The 23411-nt window shown below is 55.9% G+C and carries 24 protein-coding genes, 1 tRNA gene and 2 pseudogenes; 5 read left to right on the top strand and 22 right to left on the bottom strand.

Annotated elements, in window-relative coordinates; all coding sequences use genetic code 11:
- Positions 1-3: 3 nt before the first annotated feature.
- From KO536_RS13110 to KO536_RS13070, 9 genes are all read right to left on the bottom strand, one after another.
- Positions 4-1221 (bottom strand): AAA family ATPase, encoded by a 1218-nt coding sequence (locus KO536_RS13110; protein WP_219262075.1) that lies wholly within the window; start codon positions 1219-1221, stop codon positions 4-6.
- On the bottom strand, positions 1215-1718 hold the full coding sequence (locus KO536_RS13105; protein WP_133077973.1) for a TadE/TadG family type IV pilus assembly protein: 504 nt from the start codon (positions 1716-1718) through the stop codon (positions 1215-1217). Before KO536_RS13105 ends, KO536_RS13110 begins: the two co-directional genes overlap by 7 nt.
- A complete protein-coding gene (locus KO536_RS13100; protein WP_133077974.1) occupies positions 1718-2188 on the bottom strand; it encodes a TadE/TadG family type IV pilus assembly protein in 471 nt (156 codons plus the stop codon). Before KO536_RS13100 ends, KO536_RS13105 begins: the two co-directional genes overlap by 1 nt.
- 8 nt (positions 2189-2196) lie before the next feature.
- Positions 2197-3537 carry a TadE/TadG family type IV pilus assembly protein gene (locus tag KO536_RS13095; protein ID WP_219262116.1) on the bottom strand — a complete coding sequence of 447 codons (1341 nt, stop codon included), beginning with the start codon at positions 3535-3537 and terminating at the stop codon, positions 2197-2199.
- 39 nt (positions 3538-3576) lie between these two features.
- The gene (gene cpaB / locus KO536_RS13090) at positions 3577-4383 is read right to left on the bottom strand and encodes a Flp pilus assembly protein CpaB (protein ID WP_219262074.1); all 807 of its coding nucleotides are present in this window, start codon (positions 4381-4383) and stop codon (positions 3577-3579) included.
- A 12-nt stretch (positions 4384-4395) separates the two neighbouring features.
- Positions 4396-5718, bottom strand: coding sequence for an AAA family ATPase (locus KO536_RS13085; RefSeq protein WP_133077977.1), 1323 nt, complete (start codon positions 5716-5718; stop codon positions 4396-4398).
- Positions 5719-5732: 14 nt separating this feature from the next.
- Positions 5733-6251, bottom strand: a complete 519-nt coding sequence (locus KO536_RS13080; RefSeq protein ID WP_133077978.1) for a prepilin peptidase — start codon at positions 6249-6251, stop codon at positions 5733-5735.
- Between the two features lie 27 nt (positions 6252-6278).
- Positions 6279-6470, bottom strand: coding sequence for a Flp family type IVb pilin (locus KO536_RS13075; RefSeq protein ID WP_133077979.1), 192 nt, complete (start codon positions 6468-6470; stop codon positions 6279-6281).
- Positions 6471-6883: 413 nt separating this feature from the next.
- Positions 6884-7075: a Flp family type IVb pilin gene (locus KO536_RS13070; RefSeq protein ID WP_133077980.1), complete on the bottom strand. Its 192-nt coding sequence runs from the start codon at positions 7073-7075 to the stop codon at positions 6884-6886.
- A gap of 241 nt (positions 7076-7316) precedes the next feature.
- On the opposite strand from KO536_RS13070, the gene KO536_RS13065 reads away from it, so the two are divergent.
- On the top strand, positions 7317-8180 hold the full coding sequence (locus tag KO536_RS13065) for a response regulator transcription factor (protein WP_133077981.1): 864 nt from the start codon (positions 7317-7319) through the stop codon (positions 8178-8180).
- A gap of 8 nt (positions 8181-8188) precedes the next feature.
- Here KO536_RS13065 and KO536_RS13060 read toward each other — a convergent pair whose 3' ends face one another.
- Together KO536_RS13060 and KO536_RS13055 are read right to left on the bottom strand one after the other, a co-directional pair.
- A complete protein-coding gene (locus KO536_RS13060) occupies positions 8189-8791 on the bottom strand; it encodes an FMN-dependent NADH-azoreductase (protein ID WP_219262073.1) in 603 nt (200 codons plus the stop codon).
- Positions 8788-9231 (bottom strand): GNAT family N-acetyltransferase, encoded by a 444-nt coding sequence (locus tag KO536_RS13055; protein ID WP_133077983.1) that lies wholly within the window; start codon positions 9229-9231, stop codon positions 8788-8790. The genes KO536_RS13060 and KO536_RS13055 overlap by 4 nt, the downstream gene beginning before the upstream one ends.
- A 268-nt stretch (positions 9232-9499) precedes the next feature.
- On the opposite strand from KO536_RS13055, the gene KO536_RS13050 reads away from it, so the two are divergent.
- Positions 9500-10006, top strand: coding sequence for a C40 family peptidase (locus KO536_RS13050; protein ID WP_133077984.1), 507 nt, complete (start codon positions 9500-9502; stop codon positions 10004-10006).
- A 108-nt stretch (positions 10007-10114) separates the two neighbouring features.
- On the opposite strand, the gene KO536_RS13045 is transcribed toward KO536_RS13050, so the two are convergent.
- A complete protein-coding gene (locus tag KO536_RS13045; RefSeq protein WP_133077985.1) occupies positions 10115-11434 on the bottom strand; it encodes an LLM class flavin-dependent oxidoreductase in 1320 nt (439 codons plus the stop codon).
- 17 nt (positions 11435-11451) lie between these two features.
- Positions 11452-12375 carry an ABC transporter substrate-binding protein gene (locus tag KO536_RS13040; protein ID WP_219262072.1) on the bottom strand — a complete coding sequence of 308 codons (924 nt, stop codon included), beginning with the start codon at positions 12373-12375 and terminating at the stop codon, positions 11452-11454.
- Between the two features lie 313 nt (positions 12376-12688).
- Here KO536_RS13040 and KO536_RS13035 point away from each other — a divergent pair, with 313 nt between their 5' ends.
- The gene (locus KO536_RS13035) at positions 12689-13927 is read left to right on the top strand and encodes an acyl-CoA dehydrogenase family protein (protein WP_133077987.1); all 1239 of its coding nucleotides are present in this window, start codon (positions 12689-12691) and stop codon (positions 13925-13927) included.
- A gap of 73 nt (positions 13928-14000) precedes the next feature.
- On the opposite strand, the gene KO536_RS13030 is transcribed toward KO536_RS13035, so the two are convergent.
- Positions 14001-14450 (bottom strand): hypothetical protein, encoded by a 450-nt coding sequence (locus KO536_RS13030; RefSeq protein WP_219262071.1) that lies wholly within the window; start codon positions 14448-14450, stop codon positions 14001-14003.
- Positions 14451-14745: 295 nt separating this feature from the next.
- Positions 14746-14862: pseudogene (locus tag KO536_RS24325) on the bottom strand (zinc-binding dehydrogenase); the annotation flags it as partial.
- 62 nt (positions 14863-14924) lie between these two features.
- Between KO536_RS24325 and KO536_RS13020 the strand changes: the two are divergent.
- Positions 14925-15080: pseudogene (locus KO536_RS13020) on the top strand (LysR family transcriptional regulator); the annotation flags it as partial.
- Positions 15081-15254: 174 nt separating this feature from the next.
- On the opposite strand, the gene umuC reads toward KO536_RS13020, so the two are convergent.
- Positions 15255-16532 (bottom strand): translesion error-prone DNA polymerase V subunit UmuC, encoded by a 1278-nt coding sequence (umuC, locus tag KO536_RS13015; RefSeq protein WP_219262070.1) that lies wholly within the window; start codon positions 16530-16532, stop codon positions 15255-15257.
- Positions 16533-16923: 391 nt separating this feature from the next.
- Positions 16924-17292, bottom strand: a complete 369-nt coding sequence (locus KO536_RS13010) for a hypothetical protein (RefSeq protein WP_219262069.1) — start codon at positions 17290-17292, stop codon at positions 16924-16926.
- A 578-nt stretch (positions 17293-17870) separates the two neighbouring features.
- On the opposite strand from KO536_RS13010, the gene KO536_RS13005 reads away from it, so the two are divergent.
- Complete coding sequence (locus KO536_RS13005; protein ID WP_219262068.1) at positions 17871-19772, top strand: acyltransferase family protein; 1902 nt, start codon at positions 17871-17873, stop codon at positions 19770-19772.
- Positions 19773-20417: 645 nt separating this feature from the next.
- Here the strand turns inward: KO536_RS13005 and KO536_RS13000 are convergent.
- The 5 genes from KO536_RS13000 to pal form a co-directional block, all read right to left on the bottom strand.
- Positions 20418-20493 (bottom strand) — tRNA-Lys (locus tag KO536_RS13000).
- 74 nt (positions 20494-20567) lie between these two features.
- Complete coding sequence (gene queC, locus KO536_RS12995) at positions 20568-21260, bottom strand: 7-cyano-7-deazaguanine synthase QueC (protein WP_133077402.1); 693 nt, start codon at positions 21258-21260, stop codon at positions 20568-20570.
- A 1-nt stretch (position 21261) separates the two neighbouring features.
- A complete protein-coding gene (queE, locus tag KO536_RS12990; protein ID WP_133077401.1) occupies positions 21262-21909 on the bottom strand; it encodes a 7-carboxy-7-deazaguanine synthase QueE in 648 nt (215 codons plus the stop codon).
- 163 nt (positions 21910-22072) lie between these two features.
- On the bottom strand, positions 22073-22891 hold the full coding sequence (gene ybgF, locus KO536_RS12985; protein ID WP_133077400.1) for a tol-pal system protein YbgF: 819 nt from the start codon (positions 22889-22891) through the stop codon (positions 22073-22075).
- 6 nt (positions 22892-22897) lie between these two features.
- Positions 22898-23398, bottom strand: a complete 501-nt coding sequence (gene pal / locus KO536_RS12980) for a peptidoglycan-associated lipoprotein Pal (protein WP_003441254.1) — start codon at positions 23396-23398, stop codon at positions 22898-22900.
- Between the last annotated feature and the right edge of the window lie 13 nt (positions 23399-23411).

Raw genomic sequence — 23411 nt, 5'->3', positions numbered from 1 at the left:
GGCTTATCCTCCGAACAGACGGTTGAACGTACGTTTTAGCAAGCCCGCTTCATTGGCCTCGACACCGATCAGGTTGTGGCTCAACTCGCGCAGGCTCGAAGTGATACCGGCACGCGGCGCATGCAGTTCCAGTGGCACCCCGGTGTTCTGGCTTTCACTGACCACCGCATAGTCATTGGGCAATTTTTGCAGGTCAGCGCAACGCAACGCATCGCTGATGTCCTTGGGTTTGAACGGCGAAGCCTTGTCAAAGCGATTGATCACCACGTGCAGGCGATTGCTCTGCACGCCCAGATCGTCGCGCAGGATGCGCACAAGGCGATTGGCGTCCTGCAGATGGCTCAGGCTCTGTTGCAGCACGATATAGACCCGATCCGACTGTTCCAGGGTGATGCCGGTGAGGTGATCGATATGGCGCGGCAAATCCACCACCACCCAGTCGTAGGTGTTGCGCGCCAGCCGCAACAGACTGTCCAGTTGCTCCAGAGGTATATCCTGGGACAGGCACAGTTCATCGGCGCGCCCGCCCAGCACATGCAAGGCAGGGCTGAAATGGCTGCAAAAACCGCGCAATGCGACGCTATCCAGGGTATCGATCTGTTGCAGCACATCGGTATGACTGTGGGTCGGCAGCACATCGAGGCTATGGGCCAGGCTGCCGAACTGCAGGTCCAGGTCCAGCAACAGGGTTCTGCCGCCGTGAACGCTCAGTTGATGAGCCAGATTACAGGCCAGCATCGAGGCCCCCGATCCGCCCTTGGCATTCATCACCGCCACCAGTTTGCCCTTGGCCCCACGATCGGAGTGCAGTTCCATTTGCATGCGGTCGAGTGCCGACTGCAAATCCTCTGCTGACACAGGCTCAGGCAAAAAATCACGGGCTCCGGCCTGCATGGCCAGACGCATGCCTTCGTGCTCTTCCAGAGGCCCGCACACCAGCAGAGGCGGACGCTCTTTGAGCGGGTGCTGCAACAGCGCCGCCAACTCCTCACGCCATAAATGGCTGACGCGCAACAGCAGGAAATCAGGCATCTGCTCCAGCCCGTACAACGGATCGGTATGGCCATTGCTCACCAACCGGATGTTCACCTGCAGGTTGGGTATGCCCTGGCTCAAGGCTTTGAGATGGTTCAACGCCGCCCCGTCTCGCCCACTGATCAACAAGCGCATTGCCTGGCGATCTGTCGACGCAGCCGCCGTCACTTCTCGCACGCTCAACATGGCGTAATCCCCGGTGTAACCGTTGCATCAGGTTGACGACCAAGACTCTCGCGAGGTGCCGTCGACCTGAACGTGGGCAGAATGAACACCCCTCTGAATCCGGGGATCAACAGATTGAAACTGAAATTGGTGACCTGTAGCTGTACATAACGAATGGCCGCAAAGCCGGTGGCACTCACCAGATCATTGGGGCTGGCGATCACAGCACCGTTGGCATCCATATAGATCAAGTTCAGGTTGGCCGTGCTCAAGCTGGCAATCAGGCTGCTCGGCCCGGCATTGGTGGCGGTGTTGAACATCGCGCGACGCAGGATGACCGGATCCTGGATATTGCACACCGCCGCCAGACGCGCACCACGACGCACCGACTCACTGAGCACGTTGACCGTGAAATACAACCGGCCCATTTCCAGCGCGCCAAACAGCAAGGTGAACAACACCAGAGCCGTGATGGCGAACTCGACGATGTACACGCCGCCCATGCGCTTGCTGTTCATCACAAGGCCCTCATGACAACCGTTGAAGTCAGCAGCAGGCCCAGCGGCACGCTGCTGCCATACAGGGCCGGGATTGAGCTGCCGATCACCGGGACAAAGGTGTAGGCAATGCTGACCCGGACATGGTCAGTGCCCACCGCACTCACCGTGACATTGCCCGTGGTGAGGCCCGGTGCTACCGCCGGGTAGCCATTGGGGTTGGCCGGTATGCCATAGACGGCAACATTCTGGGTCTGGGTGATCAGCGCGGCACTCAGCTGGACCGTACCCAGGGTTGAATTCCATGCCTGGCTGGCCACATACCGCCCGGCATCACGACTGGCCTGCTGCAAGCTGTTGTACTGGAACAGCATGCGACCGAACTCGGCGAAGGTGAGCATCAGTAAAACCAGCAGCGGCAGCGTCAGCGCCAACTCGACCATTGCCAGGCCACGTTGAGCACGTACCGACTTGAATCCACAGCGTCCCATGAGACCTCCTAGGAGTCGGTGCTCGGCGTCTGGTTATTGTCGATATAGGTTTTGTACAACTGAATGATCTGTGGACCGACGCTACCCGCCGGATTTGGCCCGGGTACGTTGTCGCCTTCGCACACACTGACGAACTGACCAAAAATCTGCGCCGAATTGCCTTGTTGGGCTTCGGGCTGCAGCACGAAATAGCAACCAAAGCCCAGTACCGGTATCGATGACGCGCCGTCGTTCTTGCCAGAGCAATCGCCGATCACGATTTTGATGATGCGCCGTTCAAATACGCCATTGCTCTGACAATTACCCCCGCCGCCCACACAGGCAGCCGAGTCCTGTGCCCAATTGTTGTAGTCGTACAAGGCACCACTGGAAGTGGACAGGTTGCCGTTGCTGGAAGTGACCGTCTGACCGTTGTACTGAATCGGCGCGGGGGAGCCGGCGTAGGTAAACGACTTGGAATTGACGGTAGTGACCAGGTCCGGCGGGTAATCCGAGGCGCTCAGCCCCCCTTTGTATTCGTTAAATCGCGTATTGAGACCCTGCGCCGAAGGCCCAACGGTGTTGCCGGGTTTGGTCTGGACTGTCGAGCCGACAACATTGCACTGATTGATTCCGCCCGCCAATCCCTCCCTGACCGTCTTGCCACCCGAGCCAAAATCCAGCAGTTGAAAGTTGCCCGGGCCAATGGCAGAGCTGTTATTGGCTGCGGTTTTGAGCACTTGCAAATCACCGAACCTGAAGCCCCAGAACATTCCCGCAGTCGGGTTGTTTTGCGTCGGATCGCCGCATACCAGCAGCGGCGTCAGATCACACGGAGCGCTGGTCGGGCTGGGGCCGGCGGTGGCAACCGCCGCGACTGACTTGCTGGTGGCGTTGCCATTATCCAGGGCCTGAAACACACCCCAGAAAAAACTGCTCAGGGGGTAATTGGTCACCGTGACCCGGACAAAAGTCGCATTGGCAGGGCCAGGAAAAGAAAACGGTCCATAAACGGTGGTTGCCAGCTCCACCTTGGCAAAGCCTGCTGCATTGGCTGCAATCGCCGTGGCCAGTTCCTGGTTGCCCGCCGCATTGGCATTCAGGGTCAGGGTGTTGAGTGCAGCGGTTTGAGTCAGGCTCGCAGACCCGGTCGCACCTACCACCATGCTCAGCGTTTTGGCCCCGCTCAGTGCTGCGGCATCCACTGCATTTTGCAGGCGAGTCTTGTTCAGCAGCATATGGCTGCCGTCCAGTGCCAGGGCCCCCATCAGCAAGAGCGAAGCCATGGCAATCACGACCAGAACAAGCATGGCTCCACGCTGTTGTTGTGCAAACGCGATGCGAGGCTGTTGGATACACGCGTTCATGATGTTCCACCTTCACATTTTCACCGGGCCGCAGGCCGACCCCTACAGCGCTTTTTCTACTGTTGCTGTGACGCCGCGAATCACGATCACGCTGGCGTTGTTGGCAGGTACACGACGACGTACCACCGGCTTGGAAATCACGCTCGGCAGCGCGGGTGCTGCCACTGCAACGGGCTCGGCCATGACCGGTTCCTTGTGGTTGTCCAGCGGATTGCGCAAGGCCAATTGCACCTTGCCTGCCGCCATCCCCTTGACCAGCACTTCCGCCTGGTCAGGCGTCACTTCCACGGTGACCGCACGCACCACCACCGGTTGGGTCTTGTCGGTACTGGCTGTCTGGTCCACCGCCAGAACCCGCAGATCTTCCAGAATGGTCTTGGACTCGGCATCACCCGCGTTACCTGTCTGCCTGGTGGCCAGCACATCGACCCGATTTCCCGGCAACAGGAACCCACCGACGCCAACCACATCATCGACACGTACCGATATGGCACGCTTGCTGGGTTCGATCAGTGACGCCAGGGTGCTGCCGCCCATGTGCTCGGCCAGACGTGCACCACGCAGGATGTCGCCACGCAGCAGGGAGAAAGTGGCGATCTTGCCAACTACTTTTTCAGTCGAATCGAATGCGTCATCCGGTGCGGCATCCTTGGGCATACGCACCACTGTCACCTGCTGCGGCTCGATCATTTGCCCGAAAGCAATTTCTACCGTGGCGATCACCACGTTTTGCTGGTTATCGTCGGGGCTGGTATTGAGCCTTGCCGTCAGCCAGTTGTTGGCCATCCATGTCGCGCCCAGCCCCAGAATCACGGACAGGACAATCAAAGTAAGCGTGCGCGAGTTCATGACAATGACTCCTTACCCAAGAAAATCGAGTTGGACGAAATAGTTGTGCCACGCCCACTCAAGTTCCTGAGCAGTCAGTGGTCCTGACCCTTCCAGATAACGCTGGCGATCACACGCCATATTCAAGAGATCCCGCGGATGGCAAGGCACCAGGGGCATGTTTTCGGCGCCATAGAGTTCGCGCAGCACATAACTGAGCAACACAGGGTCATGAGCAATGCCCAGCCGTTGCGTTTCTTGAACCCAGATACGTTCGTATTCGCCAGGCTTGAGGTAGCCAAATTGCAGCTTGTAGCCAATACGCCGCAAAAACGCCTCATCGGCCAGCTCCAGCGGGTTGAGGTTGGTGGAAAACACCAGGATCAGGTCAAATGGCAGTTCGCAGTGACGCCCACCCCCCAGGTTGAGGAAATCGCGGCGCTCCTCCATCGGCACAATCCAGCGATTCAACAACACGTCCGGCGTCATGCGCTGGCGCCCAAGATCGTCGATGATCAGCAAGCCGTTGCTGGCCTTCAGTTGCAACGGTGCCTGGTACTGGCGGGCAAACGGGTCGTAGCGAACGTCCAGTTGCTCCATCGTCAGCTCGCCACCGGTGATGACAATCGGCCGTTCACAACGCAGCAGCCGACGATCGATGCCTTCACTGAGCATCAAGGTGTTGGGTTGTTCGTCATCGTCCAGGCGCTTGTGCACCTGAGGGTCGAAAATCTCGATCACCGCTTCGTTGATAGCGATTGCATGGGGCACCCATATCGCCTCGGCAAACAGCCGTATCAAACGGCTGCTGACATAGGTCTTGCCGGTGCCCGCAGGTCCGTAAATCATGATGGCGCGCCCGGAATTCAGGGCAACGCCCAATTGATCGAGCATGCTTTGCGCGAGCACCATCGAACCGAAGCAGTGATGCATGTCATGGGCACTGATACGACCGTGATGAATGGTCTGCAACTTGAGCAGTGTTCGATAAGCGCTCACCGGATAAGGCGCAGCACCTATATAGCCACTGCGGGCCAGGGCATCGCGGGCACTGTTGCGACCGCGTTCGGTCAAGCCGTAGCGCAGGGTCTGCCCCCCTGCCTGGCCGAGCACTTCGACACGGCGATCCTTGCGCAGGAATGTCAGGACTTCTTCCAGAACTGCACCGGTCAGGGCCAGACGTACCGTCAGTTGCACCATGTCCAGCACCCCGGCATCGTGCAAGTGCTTGCACACCAGATCACCGAGAAAGTTGTCCGCCAGTCCGGTCTCAAGGATCGTGCGTGGCTGTGGCGCCAGTTGCTGTACCGCTTCGCGCTCAGCGAGAGAAACACGGTTGCTGCTGATGGCGTACATGGTGTTCTCCTGAACTAATGGCTTAAAGGCAGCCAGAAGACGCTGATCAAGGTGCCCAGCAAAACGGCGATCGAATAGGGGAAGGGCTTGCCAGCCACTTCGTCATCGGCTGGCGGAAAGTAGGCTCTGGCCCTGAGCATCAGCCAATATCGACCCAGGGTTTGCAGCGCCTGGCCACGCACAAGCACCAGCAGCAGGCCGCATGCCCCCCCTGCAATCAGGCTGAAAAACGCAGCCCAAAGGGCGTCATGCGGGGTGAGAAAGGCGCCGGCCATCGCCATCAGCTTTACATCCCCGGCGGCCATACCCCCGACCATATACATGGGCAGAAAAATTGCGAAACCGACCAGCAGGCCCAGCAGTGCATGGCCCAGACCGATCAAGCCAAAGGCATAGGTCTGGCCGACAACCCCCAGCACCAACCCCAGCAAAACAAGAAGGTTGGGAATGCGGTGATTGCGCAGATCGCTAACCACCGCAATTCCCAGCAGCCCTGACAGCAACGCAACAGCAACACTCTGTAACTCGCTCATGGCTGCACCCTCACAGGGATCATCGTGCTAGCAGGTTTTGCCCTGTACGGCGCATCCCAGGCTGGTAATGGCGGTTTTCACATTGGTGCCCAAGGTGATAAACGCCGCGACAGCGCCCAGGGTTATCAGACCACCGGCCACTGCGTATTCGACAATGGTCAGGCCATCTTCATCGTTGATGAACTTCAGCACTGAAGTCTTAACTGATTGCAGTTTCATTTTGCCCACCTCACTCAATGTTTAATATTCACCAGCAGGGCTATATGCACTGCTTAATTAAAATCTTAGTCAGCGCACATACTGATGGGTTAGGAGTTTTTTGCTGACTGCTAGGACTTTATTGCCAACACGCCAGACATATTAATTACGAACCCCCTGACCAAAATAAATCGACCGCGTGCAATAGTTCATATGCTGACCGTACTACTACCACACCATTCGCAACCTGCATTTTTCCGCCACCTGCAGCACTCAATACAATAAAAAAACCGGCTCAGAACAGTTGGCTAGAGGGGACGTATAGCGCAACTGACTAAGCCGGGTGATTCATATCAGGATTCAATCTTCCCGCCGCCAAGCCACCCACAACACGTGTATAAAGGTCGCCCTGACAGGCCCCGCACAATGCTGAATCAACAGGTTTTACCCTGTACCGCGCACCCCAGACTGGTAATGGCCGTGCTGACGTTACCTCCCAAGGTTATAAAAGCTGCAACCGCCCCCAGGGTAATCAACCCACCGGCTACGGCATACTCGACAATCGTCAGGCCGTCTTCATCCTTGATAAAGGCATGTATATAATTCCTGATTGACTGCACGTTCATTCTACTCACCTCACTTGAGTGGTTTACCCAAAGCGATTACTTAATAAACCGCCTGATTGAAGGCTAGTCAGTGGCCATCAGGGCCGTTAGGAGTTTATTGTCGAAGGACAGGATTTTTTTGCATTTTTTTTCACAAAACAACCACACTTACAGGCGCACCCTAAAGAACACTGAAGCGCAGCAGGCACTGATAAAGACTCGAAAAAGCAGACAGCACAAGGCACAAGACAGGATTAATCAAATGACATCCGACGCTGTCATAAAGCCTCATCTCTTATGGTTCGATCTGACGCGCAATCAATCGACTGAAGAACTGCTCCTGCTCTTTCGCCCGGCCTGCACCTGCCAGCTGGAACAACCCCTGGCATGGCTGCAAAGACGTTGCGAACCGGTGCCGGACATGATTTGCATGCACTTTGACTGCCCCGACCTGCCCGGGCTGAGTTTGTTGCAGGAGATCAAACTCAAGTCTCCCTCCACGCCCATCACCATGTTTACCGTCCAGCACAGTGAAGAACTGGCCGTCTGGGCCATGCGCTCACGGGTCTGGGAATATGTGGTGTTGCCCTTGTGCGCCAGCGAGGTCAGCCGCTACCTGCACGCCCTTGAACAGCTCTGTGAGCTGCGCCACAACCGAATCGGCGCCAGCAAGGCACAGGCAATCGAACATGGCCCCACCCTGCCGGACAGCATTCGGCTGACGACTGACCATCAAAAGCACAAGGCACTGCACAATGCGTTGCAGTACATCGATCAGCATTACCACGAAAGCATCGACCAAAAGGCCCTGGCCAAGCGTTGCGGCATGACCGCCTTTCGCTTCAGCCGCCTGTTCAAGGAAGTCTACGGACTGGGTTTTATGGATTACGTATTGGGCAAACGTATGGACAACGCCAAAGACCTGCTCGACAACAGCCAGATGCCCATCACCAGCATCGGCTATGAAGTGGGATTCAAGGACCCCTCCTACTTCGCCCGTGCATTCAAGCATTACGCCGGCTGCACACCCAGCGAGTATCGCCAGGCACGACGCAATAAAGTGCCGGTGCCCAATGACGTACTCACGCAAGTAATCGAGAGCCTGGCCCACAGTGCCGAGGGTTGAAGGAAGGGCTATTGGTCGGCCAAGCGTGCAAGTTGCTCACGGGCATCCTTGAGTGCTGCTGCCACTGCCGCCTCGCCAAACACAAGGCCCTGCAAATAGACAAAGTGAATGTCAAACAGCCCAAGCGTGTTCAGGGCATAACGCAGGTAGTCCGTCAGAAAATCCGGTTGCCGCGCCCTTTCCCCCTGATGAAAACCACCCGAGCCCACCAGCACGTACACCGGACGATCGGCAAGTAACCCGGTTTTGCCCTCGGGGCCTGCGCTGAACGTGCGATGAATGCGCAACACGTAATCGATCCACAGCTTGAGAGCTGCCGGGACGGTGAAGTTGTGCATGGGCGTGGCGATCACCAGCATGTCGCTGGTTTCCAGCTCACGAATCAGCGCCTCGGACACATCGAACACCGGGGCCTCGAACGGTGTGGGTGTCGCCAGCGCGGCGCCGTAATCGATGCCCAGCGGCGGCAACGGTTGCTCGCTGAAGTCACGCCCCACCCATGCAAGATCAGGATAACGTTGGCGCAGGGATGCCAAAAATTCGCGAGCCAGCCGACTGGCATGGGAAAAGTGCCCGTGGGGGCTGGCGTTGATCAGCAATGCATTGTTCATGGTTGCTCCCCGGTGAGGGTCTGGGTGAAGTGCATGCCATGCGCCAGCAGGCCCTGGCGGAAATAGAAACGCTGAGCCAGCGCCATGTGCAGCCCCGTGTCCAGTACCAGATGATCGCACTGGCGCCGCATCGCTTCTTCGCGAACGCGGCTCAACAGGCGACTCCCCACACCTGAACGCTGTAAATCGGGACTCACCACCAGATCATCGACATAAATAAAGCGCGAATAGATCAGGTTTTCCATCTCGCGGTACCCCGCCAGCCCGACCAGAGTATGCCCCTGCCAGGCAGCGAGCAGACGGTAGCCCTGAGCCACCTGTCGCAGAAGTTGCGTTGAATAGGTTGCGGGATCTCGCAGATGTGGGCGCAAGACGCGCATCAGGTCAAAACTGACACGCAGTGCCGGCTCGTCCTCAAGATGTTGCAGTGTGAAATTCATGATGGTCAGCCATTAGGAAAGTGGCTCCACTTTAGAGCGGTAACGGCATACCACCCAGAGCCACAAAGTGACTAAATGACCAGGCCATGATTATCACTGAGCGCCCTGCCCCAGCGCGGATATGCCCCCCTGAAACGCTTTTCTCAATACAACTAGTACTGTTCGTCGGACTCGGAAATTTCCGCCAATATGCGTAGGAATTTTCCCGTTTCTGCGTAGTACTGACGAATTTAGACTTCAAGTACCCCCATCAAATAGAAGGTTACTTGTGTCCAGATTCATTTCTTTGTTCTTGTTTTTTACATTCGCCGGCTCCAGCATTGCGTCCGCCACCGATCTTTACAAAACGTATTCCTGGGCCATTCAACAATCGGTTAAAAAAGAAAGTTCTTCACCACTGCACGTCAAAAAGGTCATCGACAGCGCCCACTCCTTGCTGGGCATCCCTTACCTGTGGGGCGGCATGTCGCGGGAAAAGGGCTTCGATTGCAGCGGCATGCTGGTCTACCTGTTCAAAAACGAAGCCAATATCCATATACCCAGAACCACTTCGGCCATGCTGAATGCAGACTTGCAAAAGGTCGCCCGACATCAACTCAAACCTGGCGATGCCGTTTTTTTCCGTACCCAAGGGGGGACGCGAAGCAATCACGTCGGCCTGTACATCGGCGATAACCGTTTTATTCATGCACCGCGCACGGGCAAGACGATTCGTATCGACTCGATGGACAATTCGTACTGGAAGAAAAACTACACCACCGCTCGCCGCTTCTAAGGCCGCACACAAGGATTCAACCGCTCACAGAAGCGGACGTATTGATGGCTCTACCGAGTAGTAAGTTATCTGCGAGGGGTTTAGGGGTAAGCCCCTCGCTTTGTAACCTCAGCCAAAATTCTTCAAGCCCAGATGACCGCGCAACGTCGGGTGTTCATACGCCGTGCGCAGATAACCGCGACGTTGCAGGATCGGCACCACCGACTCGGTGAATTCCGTGAAAGTACCTGGCAGGTAGGCAGGCGATACCACATAGCCGTCGCAAGCACCCTGCTCCAACCAGTCAATCAGTTGCTGCGCCACGCTTTCGGCGGTGCCCGCCAATTGCGGTACGCGAATACTGGCGGCCATGATGGCACCGTACTCGCCAAGGGTGATGTCGCGCTCCAGACGCAGTTTTTGCGCAATCACGTCCGGCGTCGCCGAGTGCCTGGCGATGTCCAGCAGGCGGGTGTCCAGCGGGAACCGGGTGAAGTCGAAATTGGACTGGGTCGACAGGGTGATCACCCCCAGTTCAGGGTTGGCCAATGCATTGTGTTCATCGCGCTTTTTGATCGCTTCGGCTTCAGTGCCGCCAATGAATGGCATGACCGCCGTGAGAATTTTGCAGTCATCGGGGTTGCGGCCAATGGCGCGCATTTGCTGGTGGATGTCCTGACGGAATTCGAGCATGCGCTCTACCCGACTGTTGATGCTGAAAATGACCTCTGCCCAGCGCGAACCAAACTGCCGACCACGGCCCGACGCCCCGGCCTGAATCAATACGGGCTGGCCCTGGGGTACACGCGGGATATTCAGCGGCCCCTCACACTCAAAGAAAGTACCGCGGTGCTTGAAGGCATCGATTTTGTCCGGGTCCGCGAGAATGCCGCGAACCTTGTCCAGCACCAGCGCATCAGGCTGCCAGCTGTTCCACAACTTGAGCACCAGTTCGACAAACTCATCGGCACGGGCGTAACGCTGGTCATGGGCCAGATGCTGCGCATGACCAAACAGACGCGCTTCGCTGTCGTTCATGGACGTGACGATGTTCCACGCACTTCGCCCTTTGGAAATGTGATCGAGGGAGGCAATCGCCCGCGCTACATGGGGTGGTTGGTAGTAGGTGGTGGAACGCGTCAGCCCCAGGCCGATATGCCTGGTGTGACCGGCCAGCAGGCTAAGAATCGGCAACGGGTCCAGCCGCGCAGCATCCTGGGCACCCAGCTCAAAAGAGCGCGCACGTGATTGCCCGGCCTGATCGCCAACCGCCAGGCGATCGGCAAAAAACAACAGGTCAAAGCAGCCGTCTTCGAGGGTTTTGGCAATTTCGATGTAGTAGTCGGGGTCGAGAAAGTGGCTATGGGTCTGCGGGTGACGCCACACCGCGTGACTATGTACCACGGGGCCCGAAAGCATGAACCCCGCCAATGCCATTTGCTTGGCCATAAGGTTTTCCTCGGTGATCAGAGTGCGCGGTCAAACATGGGAGTGACGTCGTAGGGCTTTTTCAGCAGCTTGGCGTCGTAGAGAAAATCAGAGGTGGCCTGGGCTTCGCTGACGATGGTGGGCGAGATGGGCAATACGGTAATGGCATCACGCTTGAACCAGGCCTTGGCGATTTCCGGGGAAGACTGGTTGGCCTTGGACCAGGCAGCCGCGTATTCGTCGACATGGCTCTGGCTCCATACCCGGGCACGGGTCAGACGCTCAACAAAGTCCTTGATGATCTCGCCCTTTTGCGCCAGCACCGGCTCATACGCAACTACATAGGTCGGTGCGCTCATCAGCCCCTTGGCATTGCGGATCAGTGTGCTGCCCTCTTTCTCCTGCAAGGAAACATAGGGTTCCCAGGTACCAAAAGCGTCAATGTCACCCTGGCTCAAGGCCATGCTCGCTTCAGCGGGCAACAGGAACTTGTAGTTCACGCTGTCACGCGGGACTCCGGCTTCATCCAGCGCCTTGAACATCATCTGCTGGCTCCACGAGCCGTTCCAGATCGCGACGGTTTTGCCTTTGAGGTCCGCCACCGACTTAATACCCGGGCGGGCCACGATCCCTACGCCGTTGAGGCTGGTCTGGGTACTGGCCACCACTTTGACCGGAGCTCCGTTGGCCGCCAGGCTGATCACCGGGGTGTCGCCCACCACGCCAATATCCAGCGCGCCGCTGGCGACTGCCGAAGCCACGGGAGAGCCGGTATTGAAGCGTTTGAAGTCGATGGTGTAAGGCAAGTCTTTGAGCTCACCCGAGAGCTCCAGAACAATGCGATTGGAGAAGAACTGATCCCCCACGACCAGGGTCTGCGGTGCAGCAGCATAAGTGGGTGCGCCCTGCAGCGCCAGCGAGGCCAGACCCAACAGGGTTAGCAATTTTCGACGTGTTGTCATTAAAGATTCCTACAGAGTTAACGGATAACTCAACCATCTGTAGGCATGCAGTCTGGCATTGAGAAAAGAGGCTTTATGGATCACCAAGCGTGGCGTTTTTAGAAGCTAGCGCAATAAAGACATAAGCATCTAATACTTTTAAGGCATATACATAGAACCCTGTCCGGGTATTTGGTTAGCTGTTTTTGGTATTAAGCATTTAACCCATCCAGGATTAAGGTGACCTCACCAGACCACTGGGCCCAATCGCATTTACTTCACTCATTCCAGCGCCAGCGCGCCTTTGAGCGCAGGCCCGGCAAGGTCAGATTGCATGCCTAATCCTGAATTGAACCTATGGGGCACCGCCCCGACCGATCGTTACGAACAATTGGCAGCCCCCTTTCGCCCGCTGTTTGAACACATCAGTGCGCAAGCCGCAGAGGCTGACGGGTCACGCAGCAGCCTTGCCACTGTGATCCAGCAATTGAATGCACTGGGCTTGCCGCGCTGGCGCTTGCCCGCCACTTATGGCGGGCAGGACGCCACGCTGGTTGAGCTGCTCACCCTGTTGACCGAACTGTCTGCAGCAGACTCGAACATCACCCAGGCCCTGCGCGGGCATTTTGGTTTTTGCGAGGAAGTGCTGGTTTCAAAGAGTCCCGAGTGGCAGGCAAAGTGGCTCGACACGCTCAGCCAAGGCGCGCTGCTCTCGCCAGGCAGTACCGAAGTGGGCACACAGACCCGTGGCGAGTTTGAAACACGCATCCATCGCTCTGACGACGGCTCGCTGCGTATCAGCGGGAAAAAGTTCTACACCACCGGGGCGCTTTACAGCGACCTGATCAACACGATCGGCACCGGTGACGACGGGACGCTGTACAGCGTAGTGGTCAACCTTAAAGCGCCGGGAGTACAGGTCATTGACGACTGGAACGGTTTTGGCCAACGCCTGACGGCCAGCGGCACCTGCATCTTTGATAACGTGCGACTGGATGATGAACCGCGCCCCACTGACCAGCGTTTTGCCTATGGGCAATCGTTCTTTCAGATTTATCACCTGAGCACCCTCGCCGGCATCGCCCGCCGCGCAACCTTGAGTGGCGCCGATGAGCTGAGCAAACGATCCAGAACCTTTTCCACCGGCAATGCCGATGTCGCCGCGCAAGATGTGCAACTGCTGCAAGTGATCGGCGAAGTGGCAAGCCAGGCCTACGCGGCACATGCCATTACCCGGCAGGCTGCGCAGCGTCTGGAGCAAACCGCGCAGTACACGATAGCCAGTGACCAGCCGTTGGCCCACGACGACCCGCAGGTCGCACTGGCCGAGCTTGAAGTGTGCCTGGCAGTCAATCCCGTGGTGGATGCCACGCTCGCAGCGACCACAGCGTTGTTCGATGCCCTGGGTGCCAGCGCTACCGCCAGCAACAAGGCGCTGGATCGACTCTGGCGCAACGCACGCACCCTGGCCAACCACAACCCCCGCGTGTACAAGTCGCGCATCGTGGGCAACTACCTGGTCAACGGCCTGGTACCGCCCTCGCAGTGGCGGGTGGGTGTAGCCAAGGGCTGAGTACCCGGCTACCCGCTCAGCCTGCCCTACAGACAGGCTGAGCGGGTAGCCGGTGAAGGTTCAACTGGAAAGATCAAGCATTGGCAATGCTTGCCAGCGCCGCCTTGAGCTCCCGTCCTCCTTTCGCCACAACGATCTGATCATTGCTGGCTACCTGGAACTCCTTAGGGGTCGAGTACACGCAGGTCACAGTGATCGCTGCACTACGCCCATTGGTGAAAACCACTTGCACATCTTCGTAGTTGGCGATGGCACTCTGAACCGAAAATGTCTCCGTGATTATGCTCGGCAGCGTCATGAGCAGGGCCGAAACATCACGGGCCATTTCGTTCAGGAATTTGGCTTCCTGGTGTTCCTGATGTTGTTTCGCCTCTGGGGTTACCCCCCTCGAACCACAGGTACAACTGTAAGAAGCAAACATGCCGCTGGTATGGTCACAATACATTTTGTCACACCAGCAATTCGTAACCGTGCCGAACGCACTGGCCTCATTCCCGCAACTGGGGCACGTGATAGTACTCATCTTTATCCTCTGAACTTATGGAGACCGGTTTGTTGCCATTGCGTACTTGTCGAGTAGCACATAACAAGTACGGTGGCGGCCTCTAAAACTGGCACTGAACACCCCCCTACGCAAATCAGGTAAGCGATACCGAACCAATCAAGACCAAACCTTCTAATTCATACGAAATCTCCTACAGCTTTTCTTCCGTAAACAACAACTTATGGCGTGACCTGCTAAAACGCCCCGCGTGCTTTCGCACACAGGGCGGCAAGGCCGGATGACCTGAAACTCAACCTCTCACCCGACCGTACAATCAGGAAATCTTGATCACGACCTTTCCGAAGGCGCCCCTCGCCAAGTGCTCGTAGGCTTGTCGCGCTTCTTCAAACGAATAGACCTTATCGATTACGGGACTGATCTCGTTTTCGTTGGCCAGTTGAATCGAAATGACTTTAGGCGTGACCGACCGAACAGTCGATTTGGTCGCCGAAGGGATCTTTGGTGCAAGTGCTCGAAAAATATCGGCCACGCCCACGCCCGGTATCCGTGCTGTATCCGAGCAGATCCCACCTCGCTCCGCAGGTTCACGCTTTTGTTGACTGGGTGAATCAGCGGTTTGCCCTCCTTTCTCACTCCTGGCTGGAGTAAAAGAGAGCCAGGATTCAATCCTGATTGTTTGCAGGCTGAGTCTGATTTGCTCGCAGGCTGCGCAGACATCGGCCGGGGGGCCATTTTACAGCCTCAAATCGACTTAAAACTTGTATGAGGCGAACACTGAACTGTTACCACCCGGACCAGCAGGCCACGACAGTTTTTCACCCATTAACACGAAACCCGCCACAACTGATCCAGCCTCGTCGTAAAGCTTTGGCTCATCATCTCCCGACGCATGCTCCAATCCGGCTTGCTCGGCACACTGGCGGCACGTAACGTCCCCCTGCCCCAACGCCCGTTGATCTGATCCAGAACCGCCATCACCCTGGATGCTTCTGCGGGCTGATTCATCGCAAACAGATCATCGGAAAACTCCCCGGGCTGGCGAAGATCCAGCAGCAGCACCTCGGCCTTGCTGTACTTGAAGCCGGGCTGAAAAACATGCTCCAACGCATCAACGGCCGCCTTGGTCAGCAGCCGCACATCATCCGTCGGGTATGGCAGGGTCACGACGACGCCTTTCGCGTATTTCGCTTCATCCGGGTTAAACATGCCTGTGCGGATGCTGACCCGGACTTTCTTGCAGTAAGATTTTTGCGCTCGCAGTTTTTCCGAGGCACGCATCATGTACGTGGCCACGGCCTCTTTGATCGGTGCCAGCTCGGTCAGCCGTTTGCCAAACATTCGACTGCAACAGATCTCCTGCTTCGGTGGATCAGGCTCGTCCAACTCCAGGCATGAGGTGCCCGACAGCTCACGTGCCGTTTTCTCGATCACAACGCTGAACTTTTTACGAAGTGACCAGGGGTCAGCCTTGGCCAGGTCCATCGCAGTCTTGATGCCCATGCTTTCAAGGTGAGCGGTCATGCGGCGCCCTACCCCCCACACTTCAGACACGGCCGTATTACGCAGCACCCAGTCGCGTTCAAGATCACCGCACAGATTCACAACACCACCGGTGCGTGTCTGGAGGCGTTTGGCCGTATGGTTGGCGAGCTTGGCCAGGGTTTTGGTGTGGCCAATACCAACACCCACGGGTATGCCGGTGCACTTGAGGATTCTGGCTCGCAACTGCCTGCCCAGGGCGATGACGTCTGCGATACCGGTCAGGTCAGCAAACGACTCATCAATGCTGTAGACCTCCACTGCCGGCACTATGGATTCGATCAGGCTCATGACCCGCTCGCTCATGTCACCGTACAGCGCATAGTTCGATGAGAACGCAACGATCCCCTCCTGCTGGAGGCGCTGCTTGATCTGGAAATAAGGCTCACCCATTTTCACAAAGGGCTTGGCCTCGTAACTGCGAGCGATGACGCAGCCATCATTGTTGCTCAGCACCACAATGGGAACTTTCGCCAGGTCCGGTCGGAATACCCGCTCGCAACTGGCATAAAAGCTGTTGCAGTCAATCAATGCAAAAACCGGCCTGGGCTTAGTGACCATGGCGGCGCACGCTGTGAGTAACCACCCCCCCGTTCGAGCAAGCGTCAGCAGCCGGTAACGGGAAAACTGCAGACATCTTGAACGCGTGAAGGGGTAAACGGACGCCGCCTTCAGCCTGAAGGCCCAAGAGTGTAAAGCTCATGACGCACGCCTTTAATTAACTGTATGAATATACAGTTAACGCTGTAGGACGTGTCTGGTCAATATTTCTGTCAGGGTTTTCTGACGGGAGGAGCCCGGGGTTTGTCGCAGGTGAGCACTCTCAATCTTCGTCACAGATAAGTGCCGAGGATATCCAGGCCCGAGTTGACGCTCATGTCACCGGCCCGGTGACAGCGTCTACAGGGACCAGCAAATCAAGCATCGGCTCACCGCAATCGATGGTGGCCGATTAATCTTCTGCGCCACGAAACGTGACAGCGCGGTTGGTAAAAATCGTCTGCAAACTGGCTGGCTCATTAGCTGAATCTGTCTTTCGCCTTATCTCTTCAAGCCCTAACTCAATACGGTAATCACAGAGGTGATCGAACAGCTTGTCTTGTGAGACCGTGATGGCCTCGCCTCCACTCTTGGAGCACAAGATATGCAGCACAGCGGCGAACGGGAGAGACAGTGCCTCCTCGACATCGCGCTCAAAGTACGCCTCCAACTGCGCAGCCAACAGCTCCAGCCACTTGTCATTCAAGTTGCAGGGCAAAGTGGACTCAAGTCCTTTGCGAAGCACCTCGTCACGAAACGAAACCATCAAATCCTTAGCCATGACATACCCCTCAGTAGTGAGGCTGCTATTAAACTACTGTCAAAAGACCACGGCTCTGGCTGCGATCGCGGGAACTTTCCTAATTTCAGGTGAATCAATTCCTACTTCACATTTACCCTGCCTAGCTACCTTGCTTAAGTACAAGTTCCGCGGCCACACGTTCAACTCAACAGAAAATATGCGCCGCCACGGGCACCTGACGGGGAGTCATTACTTATGAAGTCACACTCATACGAAGATAAACTTTCAACTACCACCCTCCGAATAGCGCATTATATTTCTTATATACCACTTAAATTCTTGTCAACTTACAAGCATTCACCACAGAGATGAACCCACCAAATAAAGCGCGTGCACCCGGTCTATCACAAGCACTCAAACCACTTCAGCACACCCTGCACAGCTAAAAAAATCACTACAAATCTTTCTTTAAGTAATCACTACTCCGGATACTAGCGAGCGGAAAAGCTCGACATGTGATATCTCTCGTAGTTTGGAATACAGCGCTTTTGGGCTCTAACATGCTATGATGGCCACTATAATGCCATATTATTAAAACTGTGATCATGGACACACAAATGCACTTCCGAAAAAACATAAACTCGCTTCGAGCACTTGCGGTTATTTCCGTCGTGCTGTTTCACTTCAAGATTGGAGGATTCGACGGCGGGTTTTCAGGGGTCGATATTTTCTTCGTTATATCCGGCTTCTTGATGACAGGGATCATCGTCAGCGGGCTCCAGAAGCAAAATTTCTCTCTATTAGCGTTTTACGCATCCAGAGCACGGCGAATTGTCCCGGCGCTGCTGACACTGTGTGCGGCGCTGCTGATCTTCGGTTTTATCTATTTCCCCCTTGATGACTACCGGGAACTGATCAGAGCAATCAAAAGCAGCCTGCTCTTCAGCTCCAACTTCATGTTCGCCAAAAGCGGAGGCTATTTCGACGCACCGCTGCACGAGAACTGGCTGTTGCACACTTGGTCGTTGTCGGTCGAGTGGCAGTTCTACATGCTCTACCCCGTGCTGCTGATGGCACTCTACAAGTTCCTGGGCATACACAAGACCAAAACGGCGCTTGTATTGCTCGCGCTAGGGTCGCTGGGCGCATCGGTCTATCTGACCAATACCAATCCGGTTTTTGCGTTCTACATGCTGCCTACCCGCGCCTGGGAACTGATCGTCGGCGGGCTGGTATTCCTGTTCCCGCTGCAACTGAGTAAACGAATCAGCTACACACTTGAAGGGCTCGGGCTAGGCGCAATCCTGCTAAGTATTTTCTGTTTTTCCGAGCAGGACCTCTGGCCGGGATACCTGGCCCTGTTGCCCGTACTAGGCACCGCGCTGGTAATCATCGCAAATACTCAGTCGGCCTTCAGTAATAGCCGCGCCTTGCAGTTCTCTGGAACCATCTCGTACTCCGTGTATCTATGGCACTGGCCGCTAGTCGTGTTCCTCTTTACATGCGGGCTGCTAAACAGCTGGCCGCATGTACTGGCGGCGATCGTGATGTCTTTCGTGCTCGGAGCCCTTTCGTTCTACCTGATTGAATCGAAGACAAGAAAAATCATCACGGCACCCCGGACGATCTTCAAATATGCATCCTTTGTCGTGTTGATGGTCGGCTTCGCGGCCATCATCTCCTCCGTCGCCAAGGACCATCCTGGCATTCGGTTTGCTTATGTAGACCTCGGCCAACCCGAATACACCAGCAGCCTCTACACACAAGAGTGCATCTCCAATCCCTATAATGCTGCCGAATGCAAACTGGGCTCAGGCGACGTGTCTGTCATTTTATTCGGTGACAGTCACGCCCAATCGACTGCTGCGGCTGTCCAGGTTGAAAATGGCCAGGCAGCCTTATCCTGGGCCCGCGGGGGCTGCCCAACCCTGCAGAACTTTGCAATGCATGACAAAGATCTGGAGAGCAAATGCCACGGATTCAACAGCGAAAAGCTTCTGGCACTGAAAAACTCACACCAGGGTGTACCCGTCGTTCTGTTCAGTAGAGCGGCCATGTACACCGATACAAGCAGAGGCAATAGTTACCGCGTGTACTTCCCGGGCCAGGAGCACCTGACGGGTCAGTCATTTGCCGATGCATACGCCGCCGAGTACACCAAGGTTGTGTGTGCTATCGCAGAAAATCGTCCTGTGTATATCGTCAAACCGATCCCGGAAATGCCGTTCAATATCTACAAAGGCTTGAACCTGCACAAACGCATTTTCCAGTCCTCATCGGACATCACTGTTTCACTGCAGGACTACGAGCAACGTAATCGTATAGCCAACCACGCCATTGAAGTCGCGGCAAAGCAGTGCAATGCCAAGGTTATTGACCCAACCCCATACCTTTGCCCAAACGGACAATGCATGGGTTCAAGGGACGGTGTACCTCTGTACTACGATGACAACCATCTAGTAGATGCTGACAATGAGCAGCTGAAAGGGTTGTTCAATGGAGTCATTGAAAAGATTTAAATCTTTCTCATCCTCGATTGAACTGGCACTGGATAGCGACTCGTCCGGGCCGTTTTGGGGATCTGGTAGTTGCCCTCCATAAAAAAGGTCCGCCAACACAGGTTGATTGCGGGCCAACCGGCTTGAACCCCTTGAGCATGAGTTGCGTCCAGTTGCCCGCCATGAAGCGACCATAAAACTGGTCGCTTTGCCTTTGGGGTGTCATGCACACGAGTGCCAAGCCTCAGAACAAGCATCGATACCGAGCTCGCACTCACGCAAGGCCGTCCAAGACCTCCTACACCAAACCCGCACCATGCTGCTCGTCAGCCTCTCCATGCCCACCAACAGCCTGAGAACCACCGCCAACAAGGATTCACTCGATGCACCTCTGACGCGGTCGGCCAAGCCTGATAAGCCCACCGGATGCAGTGGACGAGGAACAGGCGATCATGATCGAGGACCGTATCGTGATGATCAACCTCAGGTTTCAGTCACTGAGCAAGCCACTGGCGACAGAGCCGCAAGTGATTACCCCCTCACAACTGTCGCGTTATCACGCCCGCCCCTGCCTGGAGGAATACGCATTTTCTTGCCTTACCAAATCCCGGACACAAAAAAGCCGGTTAATCCTGAGGATTAGACCGGCTGTTTTGGTGTTGCATATGGTGGGTCGTGTGGGATTCGAACCTACGACCAATTGGTTAAAAGCCAACTGCTCTACCAACTGAGCTAACGACCCGCTTCGTTGTGGGACGTATAATACTGATTTCTAACGAGAATTCAACACCTTGTTCGAAATAAATTCGAAATAATTCAAAAATAACGGGTTGGGTCAATAATTCCGGCTGCTGCGAAGCCTTCCGCACGCAGGCGGCAGCTATCACACTTGCCACAAGCTTGGCCTTGGGCGTCCGCCTGGTAGCAAGAAACTGTCAACGCGTAATCCACACCCAGCTTTGTACCCGCTTGCACAATTTGAGCCTTGCTCATGTTTTGCAAAGGCGCCTGGATTCGAAAACCCTGCCCCTCTACACCGGCCTTTGTTGCCAGGTTCGCCATGACTTCAAATGCTTCAACAAACTCCGGGCGGCAATCCGGGTAGCCGGAGTAATCCACAGCATTGACGCCGATAAAGATATCTCGCGCCTGAAGCACTTCAGCCCAACCCAACGCCAAAGAAAGGAACACCGTGTTGCGTGCGGGTACGTAGGTAACCGGAATGCCTTCACTTGGAGCTTCTGGCACGTCAATCGAAGTGTCGGTCAGTGCCGAGCCGCCAATACCGTCCAGGTTCAGGCCAATGACTTTATGCTCAACCGCCCCCAGATCCCGTGCAACACGCGCTGCGGCATCGAGTTCGGCACGGTGACGCTGACCGTAATCAAAGCTCATGGTGTAGCAGCTATAGCCTTCAGCACGAGCCATGGCCACGACCGTTGCTGAGTCGAGGCCGCCAGACAGCAAGATCACGGCTCTTTTTTCGGTGACAACAGTTTGTTCGGTCATTTCAGCGCCCCGGCTCGTCATTCCACAGATATTTGTGCAGCTGCATTTGCAAACGTACAGGCAGGTTATCCGCCACGATCCAGTCAGCCAGATCACGGGCCGGCAAGTCATGGTGACTCGGCGAAAACAGCACTTCGCCCGCCCGTCGATCCAGACCATACTCAATCAGCTTGGATACCGCCCAGTCGTAGTCTTCCCGCGAACAGATCACGAACTTGACCTGATCATTAGGCGTCAACAAAGCGATGTTTTCGTAGAGGTTGCGATGGGACTCTTTGGAGCCCGGCGTTTTCAAGTCAAGAACGCGGCTAACGCGCGGGTCGACTGCCGAGATGTCCAGCGCACCGCTGGTCTCGATCGAGACTTCGTAGCCAGCATCACAGAGTTGCTTGAGCAGAGGAATGGCATTGGGCTGAGCCAGCGGCTCGCCACCTGTCACACATACGTAACGCGGACGAAAGTCGGCAACTTGCTGGAGGATGTCGTCCAGAGGGCGCACAGTCCCGCCACTGAAGGCGTAAGCGCTGTCACAGTAACCGCAGCGCAAAGGGCAACCGGTCAGGCGTACAAAAACGGTGGGCAGGCCAGCCGTTCGCGTTTCACCCTGCAACGAGTAAAAAACTTCGGTAATTCTCAATGTGTCTTGCATATTCGCCACGGGCGTAACAGCTAAACAGGCTGTCCGCCTCCGTCAGGCACTCCAAAGAATCTGCTCACGCAGGATTAAGAGGAGCGTATTTCATAAAAGGGCATGGATTCTAACGAAAAAACCCGCGATAGGCGCGGGTTTCTCGATTTAAGCCGGTTAATGCTTACATGCGCTGCAAATCGCGCTGAGCCAGCTGAGCAGCCGAAGTACCCGGATACTGGGCCACTACCTGCTGCAAGATGCCTTTAACCTTGTCTGTGTGACCCAGGCGGCGCTCTACATCAGCAAGCTTATAGAGTGAATCCGGTACTTTCGCATGCTTGGGATACAGCTGACTGACTTTGGCAAATGCCTGGCCAGCGGCCTGCAAATCGCCTTTGGCCAAGTTCACTTCACCCAGCCAGTATTGGGCATTGCCCGCATATTGGCTGTTTGGGTATTTGCGCAGAAAGGCCGTAAATGCCTGGCTGGCCTTGTCGAAATCCTTGGCTTTGATCAAGTCGAAAGCAGCATCGTAATAGAGCTTTTCTTTCGCAGGATCACCTGGTTCCGAACTGGCAGCAGCCTGAGTAGCAGGCGCTGCTGTATTACCGGCGGCGTTAGCACCACCGGCAGAAGAATTATCAGGAGTGGCAGCAGGAGCAATGCCAGCACCAATGCGCCGATCAAGTTCCTGATATCGCTCCAGGCTTTCTTGTTTCATGCGCGAAACATCATTTTGCAGAACTTCAATCACACCTTGTTGGCGTGCAATCTGCTCCTGCATTTGTTGCAACTGGTTGAACAGCTCGCCCTGTGCCGAGACAGGGGCCGAAACCCCTCCCCCGGCATAGGCGCCGCTCGCACCATAACCCGGTGATGGATAACTCCCCCCGCTATTGTTATAGCCAGAGTTGTCATCGACCACAGGAACCGCAGCCCATGCCGCTAGCGGCATGAGGCTGAGAGTCAGAATAGTTACAGCACGGCGGCACGTTCGCATGACGAATTACTTACGCAGTTCGACGCGACGGTTTTGAGCCCACGACTGTTCGTCGTTGCCAGTAGCGATTGGACGCTCTTTACCGTAGGACACCAGCTCCAGCTGTGCTGGAGAAACGCCTTGCAGTACCAGGTAGCGTTGAACGGCTTTCGCACGACGCTCGCCCAGTGCCATGTTGTACTCACGAGTACCACGGGCGTCAGTGTTACCTTCCAGAACAACGCGAGCGCCGTTAGCTTTCAGGTCTTTAGCATGAACGTCCAGAGCGCGCATTGCTTCTGGTTTCAGGTCCGAAGAATCGTATTCGAAGTAGAAAACAGTGATAGCGCGCAGAGCAGCTTCTTCGCTCAGGGAACCATCAACAGCGCCAGTGTTTGCGCCGTAACCAGCGTTTGGATCAACAGCAGCGCCTTCACCGGCATTGTCGCCGCCTTTGGACGAGCAACCTACAGCTACAGCCATGGCCAGTGCCAGCGCAGCAAATTTACCAAACTTCAGCATTTCCATCGTAAAACTCCTA

Source organism: Pseudomonas sp. NKUCC02_KPG (assembly GCF_019345465.1).
GTDB lineage: Bacteria > Pseudomonadota > Gammaproteobacteria > Pseudomonadales > Pseudomonadaceae > Aquipseudomonas.
Note: the sequence above shows the minus strand (reverse complement) of the source record. Positions and strands in the feature narration are given on the sequence as shown.